Origin of the sequence: Archangium sp., from assembly GCF_036389735.1 — a bacterium.
Lineage (GTDB): Bacteria > Myxococcota > Myxococcia > Myxococcales > Myxococcaceae > Archangium.
In genome coordinates this window covers 1-15805 of sequence record NZ_DASVWK010000115.1, presented here as the reverse complement: position 1 = coordinate 15805, position 15805 = coordinate 1, and the positions used below count along the sequence as shown (strand labels likewise).

The window sequence follows — 15805 nt, the reverse complement described above, 5'->3', positions numbered from 1 at the left end:
ATCTCCGGCGGCCACGTGAAGCGCTCGGTGCTCTCCCCCAAGGTGCGCGTCAACTCGTTCTCCGAGGTGGAGGACTCCATCCTCTTCGAGAACGTCACCATCGGGCGGCGCTGCCGCATCCGCCGCGCCATCATCGACAAGAACGTGGAGATCCCCCCGGGAATGACCATCGGGTACGACCTGGAGGAGGACCGCCGCCGCTTCCACGTCACCTCCGGTGGCGTCGTCGTCATCCCCAAGGGAATGAAGGTGGCCTGACCCGGAACGCTCCCCGGAATCGCGCTCCCCCACCTTCCGGGGCCCCTGGGTGTGTCGCAAATTGCCCACAGGGGAACAGCCACGTTGTCGCACCACGGGGAGCGCAGCCATGACGACAGCCTCCACGCAGGGAATGGAACCCGCTCGGAGTGAATCCGAGCTGCTGCTCCGAGTGGGGAGCAGCCTCCACGCCGCGCTGGTCGTCGACACGGAGGGGCGGATCGTCTGGATGGACGGCCCGCTGGCGCTCGCCAGCGGCTGGAGGGAGAAGGCCCCCGAGGGACACGCTTCCGAGGAGGTGCTCGCCCCCCTTCCGTGGCTCACCCAGGCCCTCCGTGCCGCCTTCTCCGGCGAGGAGGCGATCTGCGAGGGCGACGCCTGGGGACGGCGCATGAGGGCGCTCGTGCTTCCCGTCTTCGGGGAGGGAGGCGGGTTTCTCGGGACCTGCACCCGGCTGAGCCTCATCGCGCCCGTGAGCGAGAGCGTGGACCGCCGCGAGGCGCTGGAACAGGAGCTTACCCAGACCCAGCGACAGCACGTGGAGTTCATCAACAACCTCGACGGCATCGTCTGGGAGGCCGACGCGAGCTTCCGCTTCCTGTTCGTCAGCCAGCAGGCCGAGCGCCTGCTCGGCTACCCCGTCCAGCAGTGGATGGAGGAGCTGGACTTCTGGAAGAACCACATCCACCCCGAGGACCGGGAGTGGGCCTGTACCTTCTGCACGCGGGCCACCCTGGAGTGCAGGCCCCACCAGTTCGAGTACCGCATGCTCGCCGCCGATGGGCGCATCGTGTGGCTGCGCGACATCGTCACGGTGATCTCCGAGGACGAACGGCCCCTCAAGCTGCGGGGCATCATGGTGGACGTCACCGAGCAGCACCGCGTCCGGGAGGACCTGGAGCAGACCATCTCCCTGCTCCAGGCCACGCTCGACTCGACCGCGGATGGCGTACTCGTGGCGGATAGGAGCAGGAAGGTCACGGCCTTCAACCAGCGGTTCCAGGAACTCTGGGGGATCCCCAATGCCCTGCTGGACACCCGCGATGACGAGCAGGTGCTCCACTCCGTGCTCAGCCAGCTCCGGGAGCCGGACGAGTTCCTCGCCCGTGTGCTGGAGCTGTACGCGACCCCCGAGGCGGAGAGCTCCGAGATCATCGAACTCCGCGATGGACGCATCCTCGAGCGTTACTCACGCCCCCATCGGCTGGGAGACACCATCATCGGCCGCGTCTGGAGCTTCCGGGAGGTCACCCAGCATGTCCGCGCGCAGCAGGAGCGGGAGCGGCTCCTGCACGAGGCGCGGGAGGCCATCCAGGTGCGCGACGACTTCCTGTCCATCGCCTCCCATGAGCTGAAGACCCCCCTCACCCCCCTCAAGCTCCACCTCCAGGTGTTGAAGAAACGGGTGGCCTCCGGACAGCCCGTCCCGTCCCACCACCTGGAGAAGGCGCTCGCCCAGTTGGAGCGACTCTCCGTGCTGATCAGCGACCTGCTGGACACCTCGCGCATCCAGGCGGGTCGTCTGGACTTGAAGCACGAGCCCCTGCCCCTCGGGGAGCTCGCCCGCGAGGTTCTCGCGGAGCTCAGCCCCGTCAGTTCCAGCCACACGCTCACCTATGAGGGGCCCGAGGAGGCCCTCGTCGTCCTGGGAGACCGCGGCCGGCTCGCGCAGGTCCTGACGAACCTGCTGGAAAACGCCCTCAAGTACAGCCCCACGGGAGGGACGATCCGGGTCACGGTACAGCGGGACGGGCCGAGGGCCCTCGTCTCGGTGTCGGACGAGGGGATTGGCATCCCGCCGGACCAGCGGCTCCAGCTCTTCGAGCGCTTCTTCCGGGCCCGCAACGCTCCCATCTCCGGCTTTGGTGGGTTGGGGCTCGGGCTCTACATCTGCCGCGACATCGTCGAGCACCACGGTGGCCGCATCTGGGTGGAGAGCGAAGTGGGGCGCGGCTCCACCTTCCGCTTCACCCTCCCGCTGGCGAGCGGCGACCTCAGGACTTGAAGGTCATCCGGGCTCAAGCCTTGGCCTTGCCACGGCCCAGCACGCGTTGGCCCCCGAGAAACACGAGGAGCGCCAACCCGCCGGCCAGGAGGCCCACCACGGCATTGGCCACCGACGACGCGAGCGTCCCCAGTACGCCGCCAACGCCGGGCACCTCGCCCGCATGATGGGCCAGACCCTCGATCGCGTGGTGCAGCACGGGGATGCCGTGCGCGATGATGCCACCACCGACCAGGAACATGGCCGCGGTGCCGGCGACGGACAGGAACTTCATGAGCAACGGCGCCGTCTTCAGCAGGCCCGCCCCTAGGCCGCGCTGGAATCCACTGGGCCGCTTGCTGAGGTAGAGCCCCGCGTCGTCGATCTTCACGATGCCAGCCACCAGGCCGTAGACGCCGACGGTCATCAACACGGACACGCCGACCAGCGCCAGCACCTGGGTCTTGAAGGGCGCTGCGGCCACGACGCCCAGCGAGATCACGATGATCTCGGCCGAGAGGATGAAGTCGGTGCGCACGGCACCCTTGATCTTCTCCTTCTCGATCGCCACCAGGTCGACGCTCGGGTCGAGCAGGGCCTGGGTGAGCTTGGCGTGGTGGGCCTCGTCCTCGGCATGGCTGTGCAGGAACTTGTGCGCCAGCTTCTCGACGCCCTCGAAACACAGGTACAGGCCCCCCAGCATCAGCAGCGGCGTCACCGCCCAGGGCGCCAGGGCGCTGATGGCCAGTGCCGCGGGCACCAGGATGGCCTTGTTCACCGCCGAGCCCTTGGCCACGGCCCACACCACGGGCAGCTCGCGGTCGGCGTTGACGCCGGTGACCTGCTGGGCATTGAGCGCCAGGTCATCGCCCAGCACGCCGGCGGTCTTCTTGGCGGCCACCTTGGTCATCACCGACACGTCGTCGAGAATGGTGGCGATATCGTCGAGTAGGGCGAGCAGGCTGGACCCGGCCAAGTCAGGGCTCCTTGAGTTGAGAATGGGCGCGCATTCTAGTCCGCAAATGCTCCACCGCGTGCGCAGAAGAACGCGAAGGCTTCAAACGGCGGGGGAGAGGCCCCCGTCCACGTTGAGCGCCGTGCCCGTCACGTACCCTGCCCTCGGGGAGAGCAGGAAGGCCACCACGTCCGCGAACTCCTCGGCCCTGCCCACCCGCCCCAGGGGAGCACCCGCCGCGACGTCCGCACCGCGGCGAAGAGCTTGAGCAGATGTCCGCCACCTGGGCCAGCACGTCCCCGCCCACCTCGCGCAGGGCCGCCGCCGTGGACTCCAGGCGCTCGGCGCCCCGGGCACAGAGGGCGACGCGGGCCCCCTCGCGCACCAGGCGCCGGGCCACCGCCGCCCCCAGCCCGTCCGAGCCCCCCCGTCACCAACACCACCTTCCCACCGAGCTCCAGGTCCATGGCGTCCTCGCCCGGCTCAAGCCGGCTGCTTCACCATCTGCGGGCGCTTCTCGAAGGCCGCCAACGTCTGGGCGATCTCCTGGTTCACCTGGCGCAGCAGGTCCTGCTTCTCGCGGAACGGCAGGAAGGCGCTCTTGAAGCCAGAGACGAGGATGGTGGTCAGGTCCTCCAGCGACAGCCCCAGCTCCTTGTGCGCCACCCACAGCTCCTTCGTCACCGTGGTGTCGGTGATGAGGCGGTTGTCCGTGTTGATCGTCACCCGCAGGCCGTAGTCGAAGTAGAACTTCAGCGGGTGGGCGTCCAGGCTCGGCACCGCGCCCGTCTGCACGTTGGAGGTGGGACACACCTCCAGGGGGATGCGGTGGTCGTTCACGTAGTTGAGCAGATCGCCGTCCTCGCGCAGCCGCGTGCCGTGACCGATGCGGTGCGCCCCCAGGTAGTGGATGGCCTGGGAGATGGACTCGGGCCCGAAGGCCTCGCCCGCGTGCGCCGTGCAGTTGACGTTGTTCTTGAGGATGAGTTGGAAGGCGTCCTTGTGGTCCTTGGCCGGGAAGTTCGCCTCGGCGCCCGCCAGGTCGAACCCGATGACGCCCCGGTTCTTGTAGGCCACCGACAGCTCCGCCAGCCGCATGGACGTCTGCGGGTTGATGTGGCGGATGCCGCAGATGATGACGCCGTACTTGATGCCCGTCTCGCGCTTGGCCACGCGAAGACCCTCGAGCACCGAGTCGATGACCGTCGTCATCTTCAGGCCCTTCTGAAGGTGCAGCGCCGGCGAGTAGCGAACCTCCAGGTAGCGCACGTTCTCCGCCGCCGCGTCCACCGCCAGCTCGTACGCCGAGCGGTAGAGGGCCTCGGCCGTCTGGAGCACCGAGAGCGTCACATCGAAGGCCACCAGGTAGTCCTCGAGGTTCTTGCACACCTCGCCCATGTGGATGGCCCGGGCCAGCCCGTCCTCGGTGTCCGCCGGCAGCTTCACCTTCTGCTGCTCGCCCAGCTCGAGGATCGTCTTGAGCCGCATCGAGCCATCGAGGTGGCAGTGCAGGTCCGTCTTGGGCAGGGCGAGGAGCAGCTCCTCGGTGACGGGGAGGGTCGGAGGCGCGGACCAGTCAGCCCGGCGAGCGGATGAGGGAATACCAGTCGAGCTGGGGAGCTCGTCGTCGCGAATCGATGCCATGTCGGGGTTCCTTCCTTGCCAACCATCCTAGGGTCCTGAAAATCCTCGCTCAACCATGCCGCCACCTCTCTGTCCGCGCCTCGCCTTACTGCTCACCCTGGCGGCACTGATGGCCGCCTGCCGGCAGCCCACCGACAGGCTCTTCGCCTTCTCCTCCGATGCCCCCTCCCGCGTGGGGCTCGTTCCCTTGGAAAACGGAGTGCTGGTGGGCAACGAGGCCGGCAGGCTCCTGCGGCTGAAGCTCCAGGGCGAGTCACCCTGGCAGGTGGAGCTCGGACGCGAGGTAGCCGCCCGCCCCACGGTGTCCGGGGACAGTGTCATCGTGGGAACGGTTGGCGGAACGCTCGTCAGCCTCGCGCTCGGCGATGGCACGGAGCGCTGGCGGCTCACCGGGCAGCCCCCCGTGCTCACCCCGCTCGTCTCGGATTCGAGCTCCGTCTACGTCGTGGCGCCGGACGGCTCCGTGCGCGCCCACGCCGTGGACTCCGGCGAGGTGCGCTGGAAGCGCCCATTGCCCTCGGGCGCGCCCCGCCCGGATGCGACCCGGCCCCTGCCCGCCCCCGTCCTCGCCGGGGGCCTCGTGGTGGTGGTGCTCGGGGACGCGGGGCTGTTCGCCCTGGCGCCCCAGGACGGCACGGTGCGTTGGCGCCGGCCCCTGGCCCAGGTACTGGGGCTGGAAGCCCACGGGGAGGCGCTGTACGTCTCCACCCGGAAGGGGCAGGTGCTCGCGCTCGGGGCCGCGGAGGGGCAGGTGCGCTGGCAGCAGACGCCCGCCATCGCCTTCACCAGCCCGCCGAGCTTCGCCCAGGGCCATGTGTGGGTGGGGGCCGAGGACAACCTGCTCCTGGCCCTGTCGCCCCTGGACGGGCGGGAGGTCTCCCGGCAGGGTCTGCCCGCCCCTCTGGTGACGCAGGTGGCCGAGTTCCGGGAGTGGGTGTTGGTCCCCACGCGCGGCAGTCAGGGGTGGCTGCTCGCGCTCAAGCACAAGGAGGGGCCTCCCGTGTTCTCGCTGCGGATGGATACGCCGCTGCTCTCCCGGCCCGTGGTCATCGGAGACCAGCTCCTCCTGCTCGGGCAGGATGGGCGCGTCCTTTCGTGGCGGCTTCAACCGCCGAAGTCTTGAGCCCCACGCCCCGCGACCGATTTCTCCCCGACGGCCCGAAGGGGACTTCGCTTGTAGACGTCTACAAGCGATGTGGGCAAGAACACCACCTCACCCTACTTCACTTGTAGACGTCTACAAGCGAGCGGCGCCAGAGCCCGCATTCTGGAATGCACGACGCGGCGCCTGAAGTGAGGGCTCGGCTCAATCCTCCTTCTGGGTCTTCTCTTCCTTCAGTTCCTCACTGAGGCTCAAGTCCAGTTGGCTGTCGATGACCTTCAGGAGGCTCTTGAACTCGGCTGAGGAGAGGCCGAGGTGCTCCTGCAGGAGGCGCTTCGTCTCCTCGTAGACCACATGCCGCGCGCTCTTGATCTTCCGAGAGACCGTCGACTGGTCCACCCCGAACAGCGGGCCCATCTTGGTGGTCGCTACCCGGTCGATGAAGTGGAGCCGGAGCAACTGACGCTGTTCGCTCGACAGCGTGGCGAAAGCCTTGCGCACGGCCTGGCGAAACTCGTGGCGATAGCGGCGCTTGATGAGATCGAGCTCCGCGTCGGGCCCTGGCATGGGCAAGGCCTCGATGGCCGCAAGGACGTTCTCCGTGGGCGTCTCCCGGGCAGAGGCACTCTGCTTGTGGGCCATGCGCGCGGCAATGGCCCGCATCCAGCTCAAGAGCGTGCCCGCCCCCTTGTACTCGCCAAGCTGTGGACCGCTCCCGGCCATGCCGACCAGGAGATGGATGCGAACCATCTGGCAGACATCGTCAAGCATCGTGGCGGACAGCTTGAGGAACCCCAGCGACGCCGGCAGCTTCTCCAGATAATGGCGTTCCAGCGCGGCAATGGCCCTGGGCACCTGATGCACACAGGCGCATGCGAGGTACAGGTCGGTCAGAACCAACCGTCCGAGCACCTGCTCGAGCGGAAAGCCCACGCTCTTCTCGGGCAGCCGCTGCGCCAGGTGGCGGATGAAGACGTCGGCACGCAGGTCCACGAGCGGCCACGGACCACGCCCACTCTCCCAAGCGCGATGCAGCGATTCCTCCAACCCGGCGGTATCAGCCGGCAAGGCGACACGCACCCGGGCATGCTCGAGGAAAATCACGGCGAGCTTGAACTTCTCATCCATTGCACCCAGCCTATCCCGCCTTGCCAATGGGCATGAGCTAGTATCGTCCCGTCCCCGAAACGACATTCCCCGAGCCGCTCATGCCGCGATCGCCATGCCTGACAGATGAGCTCCTCGCCGAGCTGATCGACGGCCAGCTGTCATCGGAGGGATTGTCGAACATCCATCAGCACGCCGACGAGTGTCCGGACTGCCATGGCCTCCTCGTCACGATCGCACACGGTGGAATCGGCCAGGAAGACACCAGGACGCAGTCCCTCTCGGGCCCGGCACGCCTCTCGCGGCCCGAGACTCCGCCCGAGCCTTTCGTCGTCGACTGGACACCGCCCAGCGAGTTCCATGAGTTCCGTCTGGTGCGCGAACTCGGCCGTGGGGCCATGGGCGTCATCTACCTCGCGCACGACCACTCCCTGGATCGGCAGGTGGCGGTGAAGTTCATCGCCGCGCATCAGCCCAATGCCCGGGTCCGCGAACACTTCCAGACCGAGGCGCGCGCCATCGCGCGCCTGCAGCACCCCAACGTCGTCACCGTGTTCCGCGTCGGGGAGATCGAGGGCCATCCGTACATCGTCTCCGAGTACCTCGTCGGACAGAGCCTGGACGAACTGCCTCTGCCCCAGCCCTGGCGGCGCGCCCTGGGTCTAGGCATCGGCCTGGCCCGAGGACTCGCGGCGGCCCACCAGCAGGGCGTCCTGCACCGGGACATCAAACCGGCCAACGCCCTCCTCACCGCCCAGGGCGAGGTGAAGCTGCTCGATTTCGGTCTGGCCGAGATTTTCGAGGCGGGGGCGACCGCGGGGCCAGGCGGAGCACGCGCCGCGGGCACGCCGCGCTACATGGCGCCCGAACTCTTCGGCGGTGCGTCGGCGACACCGCGCAGCGACCTCTACGCACTCGGCCTGGTGCTCTACGAGCTGTGCACCGGCGCGCTGCCGAGAAGGCGACACGACCTGCACCTGATGATGGGGGAGCAACTCGTCCCCGGACACGCGCCACAAACGGCGCACGGCGACGACCCTCCGCTCACCACGCTCGTGCCGGGCATCGACCCCGACTTCGCCTCGCTCATCGAGCATTGCCTTCGCATCGAACCGGAGGAGCGCTTCGCCTCGGCCGAGGCACTCCACGCCGCGCTCGAGCGGCTCGACCAGCACCATAAACTGGGTGTGTTCTCCTCCGGCAATCCCTACCGGGGCCTGGCTCCCTTCGAAGCCGAGCACCGGGCGCTCTTCTTCGGGCGCGACGCCGACATCCGTGCCGTGCTCGAGCGCCTGCGCCGCCAACCCCTGGTCCTCGTCGCCGGTGACTCGGGCGTCGGCAAGTCCTCGCTGTGCCGCGCCGGCATCCTGCCCCGCGTCGTCCAGGGCGCGCTCGACGAGTACCGCTATTTCGTTGCTCTCACGCTGGAACCCGGCCGCCGTCCGCTCGCGGCCCTCGCCGCCGCGCTCGCACCCATCCTCGGGCAGACGGAGGCCGAGCTGACCCGACTCACCGAGGTACCCGGAGGGTTGGCACCCGCGCTGCGAGCGGCCCATCAGGACGGGCGAGGCCTGCTGCTCTTCGTGGACCAGCTCGAGGAGCTCATCACCCTCAGCGAGCCGGCCCAGGCGGAGCGCTTCGCCAGCATCCTCGGTGAGCTCACCCTTCCGTCAGCGGGAGTGCGCGTGCTCCTCGCGGTGCGCGGAGACTTCCTCACCCGCGTCGGCGCACTGCCCGACCTGCACGGCGTCGTCGAACGGGCCCTCTATCTCCTCCGGCCCCTTCCCCCCGACGGTGTGCGCGAAGCCATTGTCGGCCCCGCGCGTACCCGGGGCGTGGTCTTCGAGCCCGAGGCGCTCCGCCAGACTTTCTCGGAGACCACGGCCCAGGGGGCGGGCAGCCTGCCACTGCTTCAGTTCGCGTTGGCCGAGCTGTGGGAGCGCCGGGATCCAGCCACGGGCAGCATCACCCGGTCGGCGCTCGAGGAGATGGGCGGCGTGGCCGGCGCGCTGTCGCGACATGCCGATGGGGTGATCTCGCGCCTCGGCCGGGCCGAGCGACAGGCCGCTCGCCGCCTGCTCGGCCGCCTCATCACCGCCGAGGGCACCCGCGGCCAGCGGAGCGAGGAGGAGCTCACCGAGGCATCGGAAGAGGCCCGTGCCGCCCTGCGAGTGCTCGTCGAAGGGCGTCTCCTGCATGCACGCAGCGTGGAGGGTGGGGCGAGCTACGAGATCGCCCACGAGGCCCTCATCGCGAGCTGGGGCACGCTGCGTCAATGGCTCGACGAGGATGCCGGTCAGCGCGCGCTCCGGCAGCGCATCGAGACAGCGAGCGCCGAGTGGGAGCGCCTGGGGCGCACCGAGGACATTCTCTGGCGGGGGCGTCAGCTCGACGAGGCGCGCGCGCTCGATGCCTCCACCCTGGGAACGCGCGAGCAGTCCTTCCTGCGCACCGCCCATCGCGCCGTGCGCCGCCAGCATCTGCGTCGCTGGCTGGCCGTACTCCTGCTCGTGCTCGCGGTGGGAAGCGTCTATGGGGGGCTGCGTCTTCAGACGCATCTGGCGAACCAGCGCGTCATCAGCGCCCGGATGACCGACGCCCACGCCGCGCTCGCCAGGGGTCGTCAGCTTGGCCAGAGCGCCACCAAGGGCCGCGAGAAGGCGCTCGCGCTGTTCAATGGCCAGGACCCCGTCGGCTCCGGCGTGACGCCGGATGCCCAGGAGGTCTGGCATCGCGCCGAGACGGCCTGGGAGCAGGTGCTCGACGAGGCGAAGCAGGCGGATGCCGCCATGAGCGAGGCCGAGCAGTCCGTGGACGAGGCTCTCGAGCTCGCCCATGACCACCCGGACGCGCGCCAGCTCCTCCTCCAGCTCACCTCCGAGCGCATCCTGCACGCGGAACGCTTCCTCCAGAAAGAGGAACATGCCCGGCTCCTGCCGCGCCTCGAGCGGCTGATGGCCAGGGACTCGGGGCGGGAGAAGGAGCTCGAGACTCAGGCCGAACTCGAGCTGGTGACCCGTCCGCCGGGCGCGAGCGTCGAGCTCCTGCGCTATGTGGAGGACAAAGGGATAAGGCGTCGCGAGCCCGTACCTGACCTCGGCCCGCTGGGTCCGACCCCCATCGCCCGGATGCGCCTGCCGGCGGGCTCCTATCATCTCCGCTTCACGCGGGAGGGCCGCGCGCCAGTCGAGCTGCCCCTGGTGCTCGAACGGGGTGGACACGAGCGGGTCGACCTCTGGCTTCCCGCCGCCGCGGACGTGCCAGCCAACTCCGTCTACATCCCGCCCGGCCGCTTCCTGGCGGGCGGCGCGGAGCCGGAAGCGGTGCGGAAGTTCCTGCGCAGCACGCCGCTGCACTGGCAACACCTCCGGGAGGGCTACCTCATCGGGAAGTACGAGGTGACCCTGGGCGACTGGCTGGAGTATCTCGACACCCTGCCGGAGAGTGCGCCGGAGCGCCGCCTCCTCGCGACAGCGCGTGCCGGCAGTGTCGATGCGCTCACCCTGCGGCGATTGCCCGACGGCGACTGGAGCTTCTCCCTCCGCCTGATAAGCGAGCAGGTGCTGACGGCACGCGCGGGTGAGCCCATCCGCTACCCCGGTCGGCACCATCGCCGCGAACAGGACTGGCGCCGCTTTCCCCTGGCCGGCGTCTCCTACGAGGACATCACGGGCTACCTCGCCTGGCTCGACCGCACCGGACGTCTGCCAGGAGCGCGCCTGTGCAATGACTTCGAGTGGACGCGCGCGGCCCGTGGCGCCGACGACCGCAGGTACCCACACGGCGACCGGCTCCAGAAGGACGAGGCCAACACCGAAGCAACCTACGACCGCCAGGCCAGTGCCTACGGGCCCGACGAGGCAGGGGCCCATCCGGCCTCGGTGAGCCCCTTCGGCGTCCACGACATGGCCGGCAATGTCTTCGAACTCACCCGGCCCATGACGCGGGACCTCAGCGACTTCGTCATCCGGGGTGGCGCCTGGTACTACGATGAGTCCGGCGCGTTGATCGCCAACCGCCAGGTCGGCACGGCCACGCTCCGTGACGCCAGGGTCGGCATGCGCGTGTGCGCCTCCCTTCCCGCGAGGTGAGGGGCGTAGAATTCCGTCCGACCTGTAAGCTCCCCCGAGACGCGAAAACTCCTGCATAGCCTGCCCGCACCACGCCTCTCTTCTGTGAGTCGCGAGGAGCCTCTGTCCGGTCGAAGCAGCTCCGGACCGATACGCCCTGGCGACTGAACGCCCACACGAAGCGAGGACCCAGATGAAGAGGCAGTTCCTCATGCTCGCCTGTCTGCTGGTTGGTGCGCCCGCGCTCGCCGCCGCACCGCAACGGAAGGAAACGCAGCCGCCTGCCGAGAAGCGCCGGGCTCAGCCCTGTCAGGGCCAGACGCCCCAACGCAATACGTGGCCACAAGGCACGCTCCTGTGGGGCTCGGCGCGCAAGGTGGCCGACAACGAGATGAGCAGCGTACTGGCCTCGCTCGACCTCGGCCGGGTGCAACTCGGCGGCGCCGCGCTGAAGGGCGTGCGCATCGAGGACGGACGGCTGGTGGCCCCATCGCTCGCGCCCGAGGGACTCGCCGGCGCCCTGCTCCAGGGCACCGCCAGCGACGGCCAGCCCGTGGAAGTGGCGCTCTGCGGTGCCGAGCCCTCTCCCGATGACGCCACGATGTTCTGGTACCGGATCGAGGTGTGGAACGCGGAGAGCGCATCATGGGAGAACCCGTGCGTTGCCACCAACCGGGTGTCCTCGCCGCGGGCGCTCGCGGTGCGCGGCGTCTGGGATGAGACAGGCGCGCGCCAAGACAAGCCAGGGAAGTTCACCTTCGCTTGCGAGAACGGCGCCATCGCCAAGTGCGCCGACTGGGGCTACAAGCCCTGGGCGAAGAAGGACGGTCGCTCCCTCGCGGACCTGCACCAGGCGTGCACGCGCATGACTCGGGCTGACTACTGCGGCGATGGGCGCAGCCACACCCGCGAGGACAACATCATCGACATGTACGATGGCCTTCAGCTCCTCACGCGCACGACGGAGGCCTCGGCGACCTGGAATCCCTCACAGGCCTCCTTCGAGGCGGCGTGGACGCCCGACGGCGCCTCGTGCCTGGCTCGCACGCGCGACGGAGAGGCCCTGGAGACGATCCTGGCGCAGTGTCCCGGTCGCTTCGAGGAGGACCCGAAGGAGCTTGGCGAGGGCGACCGCTGCAGGGTGAGCCGCAAGAGTGGACGTGCCGACGCGGCGTTGCTGCGCAACCACTCGTACGCCAAGGGGGAGCAGGCCATCCTCCAGGGAACTGCCCCCTAGGCATCCCTTGAGCATGAGTGGGAGGCTTCCTGGGCAAAACGCCGCCCTGGAGAAGATGATGCAGCGAGCACTCGCAGCGACAGCACTCATGCTTCTGTATTGTACGGCGTGCGCAACCGTGGAGAAGGTGCCAACGGACGCACGACTGTTGGAGGCGAGGAAGGCATTTGACGAGAGTACGAGGCTCCGGGCGGCCGAGCAGTACACGGAGGCGGTGCCGCTTGCCGAGCGTGCGCTGCAACTGCGGGAGGCTGTCCTCGGGGGTGCGCATCCGGAGGTAGCCAGTTGCCTCAACCTGCTCGGTGATGTTCATCGACTGCGAGGAGACCATGCGCGAGCCGGTCCACTCCTTCAGCGCGCGCTCACGATTCGGGAAACCGCTCTTGGCAAGGAGCATCCCGACGTCGCCACCTCGCTCCACAATCTCGCCCTCCTCCATCAAGAGCAGGGACGTAGCGAACAGGCCGAACCGCTGTATGAGCGCGCGCTTGCGATTCGCCAGGCAACCCTCGGCAAGAATCATTCCGACCTCGCCCACACGCTCAACAACCTTGCCAACGTCTACCTTGAGCTGGGGAAATACGCGCACTCCGAGTCGCTACATAAACGTGCGCTCGCGATTCGGGAAGAGGCCTTCGGCCAGAATGCTCCCCGCGTCGCCTACTCGCTCCACAACCTTGCCAACGTCTACAAGAGACAGGGGTACTACGCGCTTGCGGAACCGCTCATTCAGCGGTCGTTGACGATTCTGGAAAAGGCTTTCGGCGAGACCCATCCCCATGTCGCCAGGTCACTCATCAACCTTGCCAGTGTCTACGAGTACCAAGGGGACTACGCGCGGGTCGAGTCGCTCCTTCAGCGCGCGCTCGCGATACAAGAAGCGATCCTCGACAAGAACCATCCTGACGTTGGCATCTCGCTCAACAACCTCGCCAGCACCTACCAGGCTCTGGGGCACTACGCGCGGGCCGAGCCGCTGTATCAGCGCTCTATCGCCATTGCAGAAGCGACCCTCGGTACGGAGCATCCCGAAGTCGCCCTGTCGCTCTCCAACCTCGCCATCAACGTCCAAGCTCAAGGACGCTACGAGCAAGCCGAGTCGCTAAATGAGCGCGCGCTCGCGATAGGCGAAGTGGCCCTCACCAAGGAACACGCCAACCTGGCCATCCTGCTCACCAACCTCGCCAGCACCTACCAGGCCCAGGGGCGCTACGCGCTGGCCAAGCCGCTGCACGAGCGCGCACTCTCGATTCGAGAAGCAGTTCTCGGCCGGAATCATCCCCACATCGCGCTCTCGCTCAATTACCTTGCCCAACTCCGCCTCGCCCAGCAGCGCCTCGAGGAGGCCCTGCCGCTTTTCGAGCGTGCCTTCACTATCTCCGAGGAACATCTACGCCAGGAGGTATTCAGTTTTTCCGAAACGCGCCTGGCCAGTGCCCTGCGCCTTCTCCGCATAGAGGAGGAACGCATCTACACGCTCGTCCGAGCGCACCATGACAATGCTCGCGTTCGGGGCCTCGCCGTCTCCGCCGCACTCCTGCGCAAGGGGCGCTCCGTCGAGGAAATCTCCGACACCTCTCGCGTCATCTACCGCGGCCTTCGTCAGGCGGATCGCGAGACCTTCGAGCGCCTGCGAGCCCTTCGTACTCAGTTCGCCACTCTGTCGCTCGCCGGTCCCGGACAGCTCTCGCCCGCCGACTACCAGCAGCGGCTCAAGGAACTCGCCGACCAGGGCGACACCCTGGAGGCCGACCTCGCCAGGCGTTCGGCGACGCTGCGTATACTCCACGCGCGGCCACCTCCCGGCGAACTCATTGACCATGTGACAAAAGCCCTGCCCGGGGACGGCGTGCTCGTCGAGTTCGTTGCCTACAACGACAGCCCGCTCGTCCCCCAACCCGGTTCCGAGAACTCAAGCGAGCTGCGCTACCTCGCGCTCCTGCTCTTTCCCGATGGTCGCACCCATGCCCTCGACCTCGGTCCCGCCGCACCCATCGACCACGCCGCCCTACGTTTACATGACGCGCTCGCTCGCCGCTCCGTCGCCTATCAAACCGCGGCCCAGAAACTCCACGCGCTCGTCTTCCGGCCCCTGGCGCCACTGCTCGGCAAGGTACGGCGACTCTTCCTCTCTCCCGACGGCCAGCTCGCCCTCGTCCCCTTCGCCGCTCTTCACGACGGCCGCCACTTCCTCGTCGACTCCTTCGACATCACCTATCTCACCTCGGGCAAGGACCTCCTGCCCCGCCCCGAGGACATCTCCCTCGCGCGCTCCGTGGTGGTCCTCGCCGACCCCGATTTCAGTGCACCCGTAGCGCCTTTCCCTCTCGCCCACTCCTCCCCCCCCCTCGCCGAGCGCTCGGCCTCCCTCGAGCACTTCTTCTCCACCTCGCGCGCCCTCTCCGAGCAGCTCTGGCCGCCATTGCCCGGCACACGCAAGGAGGCCGAGGCCATCCAGCACCTGCTTCCCCACGCCCAACTCTTCCTCGGCTCCGCCGCCACCAAGGACACGCTCCTGAAGCTGGCCACGCCGGGCGTACTGCACATCGCCACCCACGGCTTCTTCTTCGAGGATGCGCCCACTCCGCGGGACACGCGCGCCGTGGCCCACCTGGACGTCAGCAGCCTCACCGGCCCGCGGCATCGCCCACCCGACCCCCTGCTGCGCTCCGGCCTGGTCCTCACGGGTGCTCGAGCTCCAGAGGCACAGTCCGGCTCACGCCGGCCCGAGGACTCGCTGGTGACGGCGCTCGAACTGGCCGGCCTCAACCTCTGGGGCACACAACTGGTGGTGCTGTCCGCCTGCGATACCGGCCGCGGTGACATCAAGCTCGGCCAGGGCGTCTATGGCCTGCGCCGCGCCCTGGTGGTGGCCGGCGCCGAGACACTGGTGACGAGCCTGTGGAAGGTCAACGACGACACCACGCGCGAGTTCATGGAGGGCTACTACCGCAACCTTCTCGCCGGTCAGGGCCGCACCGCCGCCCTGCGCGAGACGATGCGGGCGATGCGCCGGAAGCAACTGCATCCCTACTTCTGGGCACCCTTCATCGCCATCGGCCAGGATGCACCCCTTCGAGAGCTGACCCCAGCCTCGGCACTCACCCCGGCATCAGGAAGCGGGCGATGACGCGCTTGAGGCCCACCGCCCCACCGAAGTCCACCGTCACCTTCGCGTTCGGTCCGCCGCCATCCGCCGAGACGATCTTCCCCATCCCGAACTGCTCGTGACGCACCCGCATCCCGCGCACGTCCCCGCCCACTCCGTCCATGTCCGACGACTGTGAGTAGGTCCGGTCGATTCGCGGACCATCGTCCTCGTCGTCCCAGCCGCGCCGCCGCGGCGCCATCGGGGACGCCTTCGGCGCGGGCGTCTCGAACTCCTGCTCCGCGATGCCGAAGAGCGACTGCGGCACCTCCCGCAGGAAGCGCGAGGGCGGGTTGTAGC

9 protein-coding genes and 3 pseudogenes are annotated in these 15805 nt (G+C 68.4%); 6 read left to right on the top strand and 6 right to left on the bottom strand.

Going from position 1 to position 15805, the window contains the following annotated elements; all coding sequences use genetic code 11:
• Nucleotides 1-258 (top strand): annotated as a pseudogene (gene glgC, locus VF794_RS04490) (glucose-1-phosphate adenylyltransferase); the annotation flags it as partial.
• 109 nt (nucleotides 259-367) lie between these two features.
• The gene (locus VF794_RS04485; RefSeq protein WP_331107933.1) at nucleotides 368-2263 is read left to right on the top strand and encodes an ATP-binding protein; all 1896 of its coding nucleotides are present in this window, start codon (nucleotides 368-370) and stop codon (nucleotides 2261-2263) included.
• Between the two features lie 13 nt (nucleotides 2264-2276).
• Here VF794_RS04485 and VF794_RS04480 read toward each other — a convergent pair whose 3' ends face one another.
• From VF794_RS04480 to add, 4 genes and pseudogenes are all read right to left on the bottom strand, one after another.
• Entirely contained in the window at nucleotides 2277-3218 is a 942-nt protein-coding gene (locus VF794_RS04480; protein WP_331107932.1) for a DUF808 domain-containing protein, read from the bottom strand.
• A gap of 81 nt (nucleotides 3219-3299) precedes the next feature.
• Nucleotides 3300-3413 (bottom strand): SDR family oxidoreductase, encoded by a 114-nt coding sequence (locus VF794_RS04475; RefSeq protein WP_331107931.1) that lies wholly within the window; start codon nucleotides 3411-3413, stop codon nucleotides 3300-3302.
• A 106-nt stretch (nucleotides 3414-3519) separates the two neighbouring features.
• A pseudogene (locus VF794_RS04470) lies at nucleotides 3520-3582 on the bottom strand (hypothetical protein); the annotation flags it as partial.
• Between the two features lie 98 nt (nucleotides 3583-3680).
• On the bottom strand, nucleotides 3681-4841 hold the full coding sequence (gene add, locus VF794_RS04465) for an adenosine deaminase (protein ID WP_331107930.1): 1161 nt from the start codon (nucleotides 4839-4841) through the stop codon (nucleotides 3681-3683).
• A 55-nt stretch (nucleotides 4842-4896) separates the two neighbouring features.
• Between add and VF794_RS04460 the strand changes: the two genes are divergently transcribed.
• Nucleotides 4897-5964, top strand: coding sequence for a PQQ-binding-like beta-propeller repeat protein (locus VF794_RS04460; RefSeq protein ID WP_331107929.1), 1068 nt, complete (start codon nucleotides 4897-4899; stop codon nucleotides 5962-5964).
• Between the two features lie 183 nt (nucleotides 5965-6147).
• Here the strand turns inward: VF794_RS04460 and VF794_RS04455 are convergent, their stop codons facing one another.
• The gene (locus VF794_RS04455) at nucleotides 6148-7071 is read right to left on the bottom strand and encodes a sigma-70 family RNA polymerase sigma factor (protein WP_331107928.1); all 924 of its coding nucleotides are present in this window, start codon (nucleotides 7069-7071) and stop codon (nucleotides 6148-6150) included.
• A gap of 152 nt (nucleotides 7072-7223) precedes the next feature.
• Here VF794_RS04455 and VF794_RS04450 point away from each other — a divergent pair, with 152 nt between their 5' ends.
• The 3 genes from VF794_RS04450 to VF794_RS04440 all read left to right on the top strand — a co-directional run bounded on the left by VF794_RS04450 (nucleotide 7224) and on the right by VF794_RS04440 (nucleotide 15487).
• Nucleotides 7224-11141 (top strand): protein kinase domain-containing protein, encoded by a 3918-nt coding sequence (locus VF794_RS04450; RefSeq protein ID WP_331107927.1) that lies wholly within the window; start codon nucleotides 7224-7226, stop codon nucleotides 11139-11141.
• 172 nt (nucleotides 11142-11313) lie between these two features.
• Entirely contained in the window at nucleotides 11314-12357 is a 1044-nt protein-coding gene (locus VF794_RS04445) for an ADYC domain-containing protein (RefSeq protein ID WP_331107926.1), read from the top strand.
• 118 nt (nucleotides 12358-12475) lie between these two features.
• A complete protein-coding gene (locus tag VF794_RS04440) occupies nucleotides 12476-15487 on the top strand; it encodes a CHAT domain-containing tetratricopeptide repeat protein (protein ID WP_331107925.1) in 3012 nt (1003 codons plus the stop codon).
• On the opposite strand, the pseudogene VF794_RS04435 reads toward VF794_RS04440, so the two are convergent.
• Nucleotides 15459-15805, bottom strand: a pseudogene (locus VF794_RS04435) (AAA family ATPase); the annotation flags it as partial. The gene VF794_RS04440 and the pseudogene VF794_RS04435 sit on opposite strands and share 29 nt — an antisense overlap.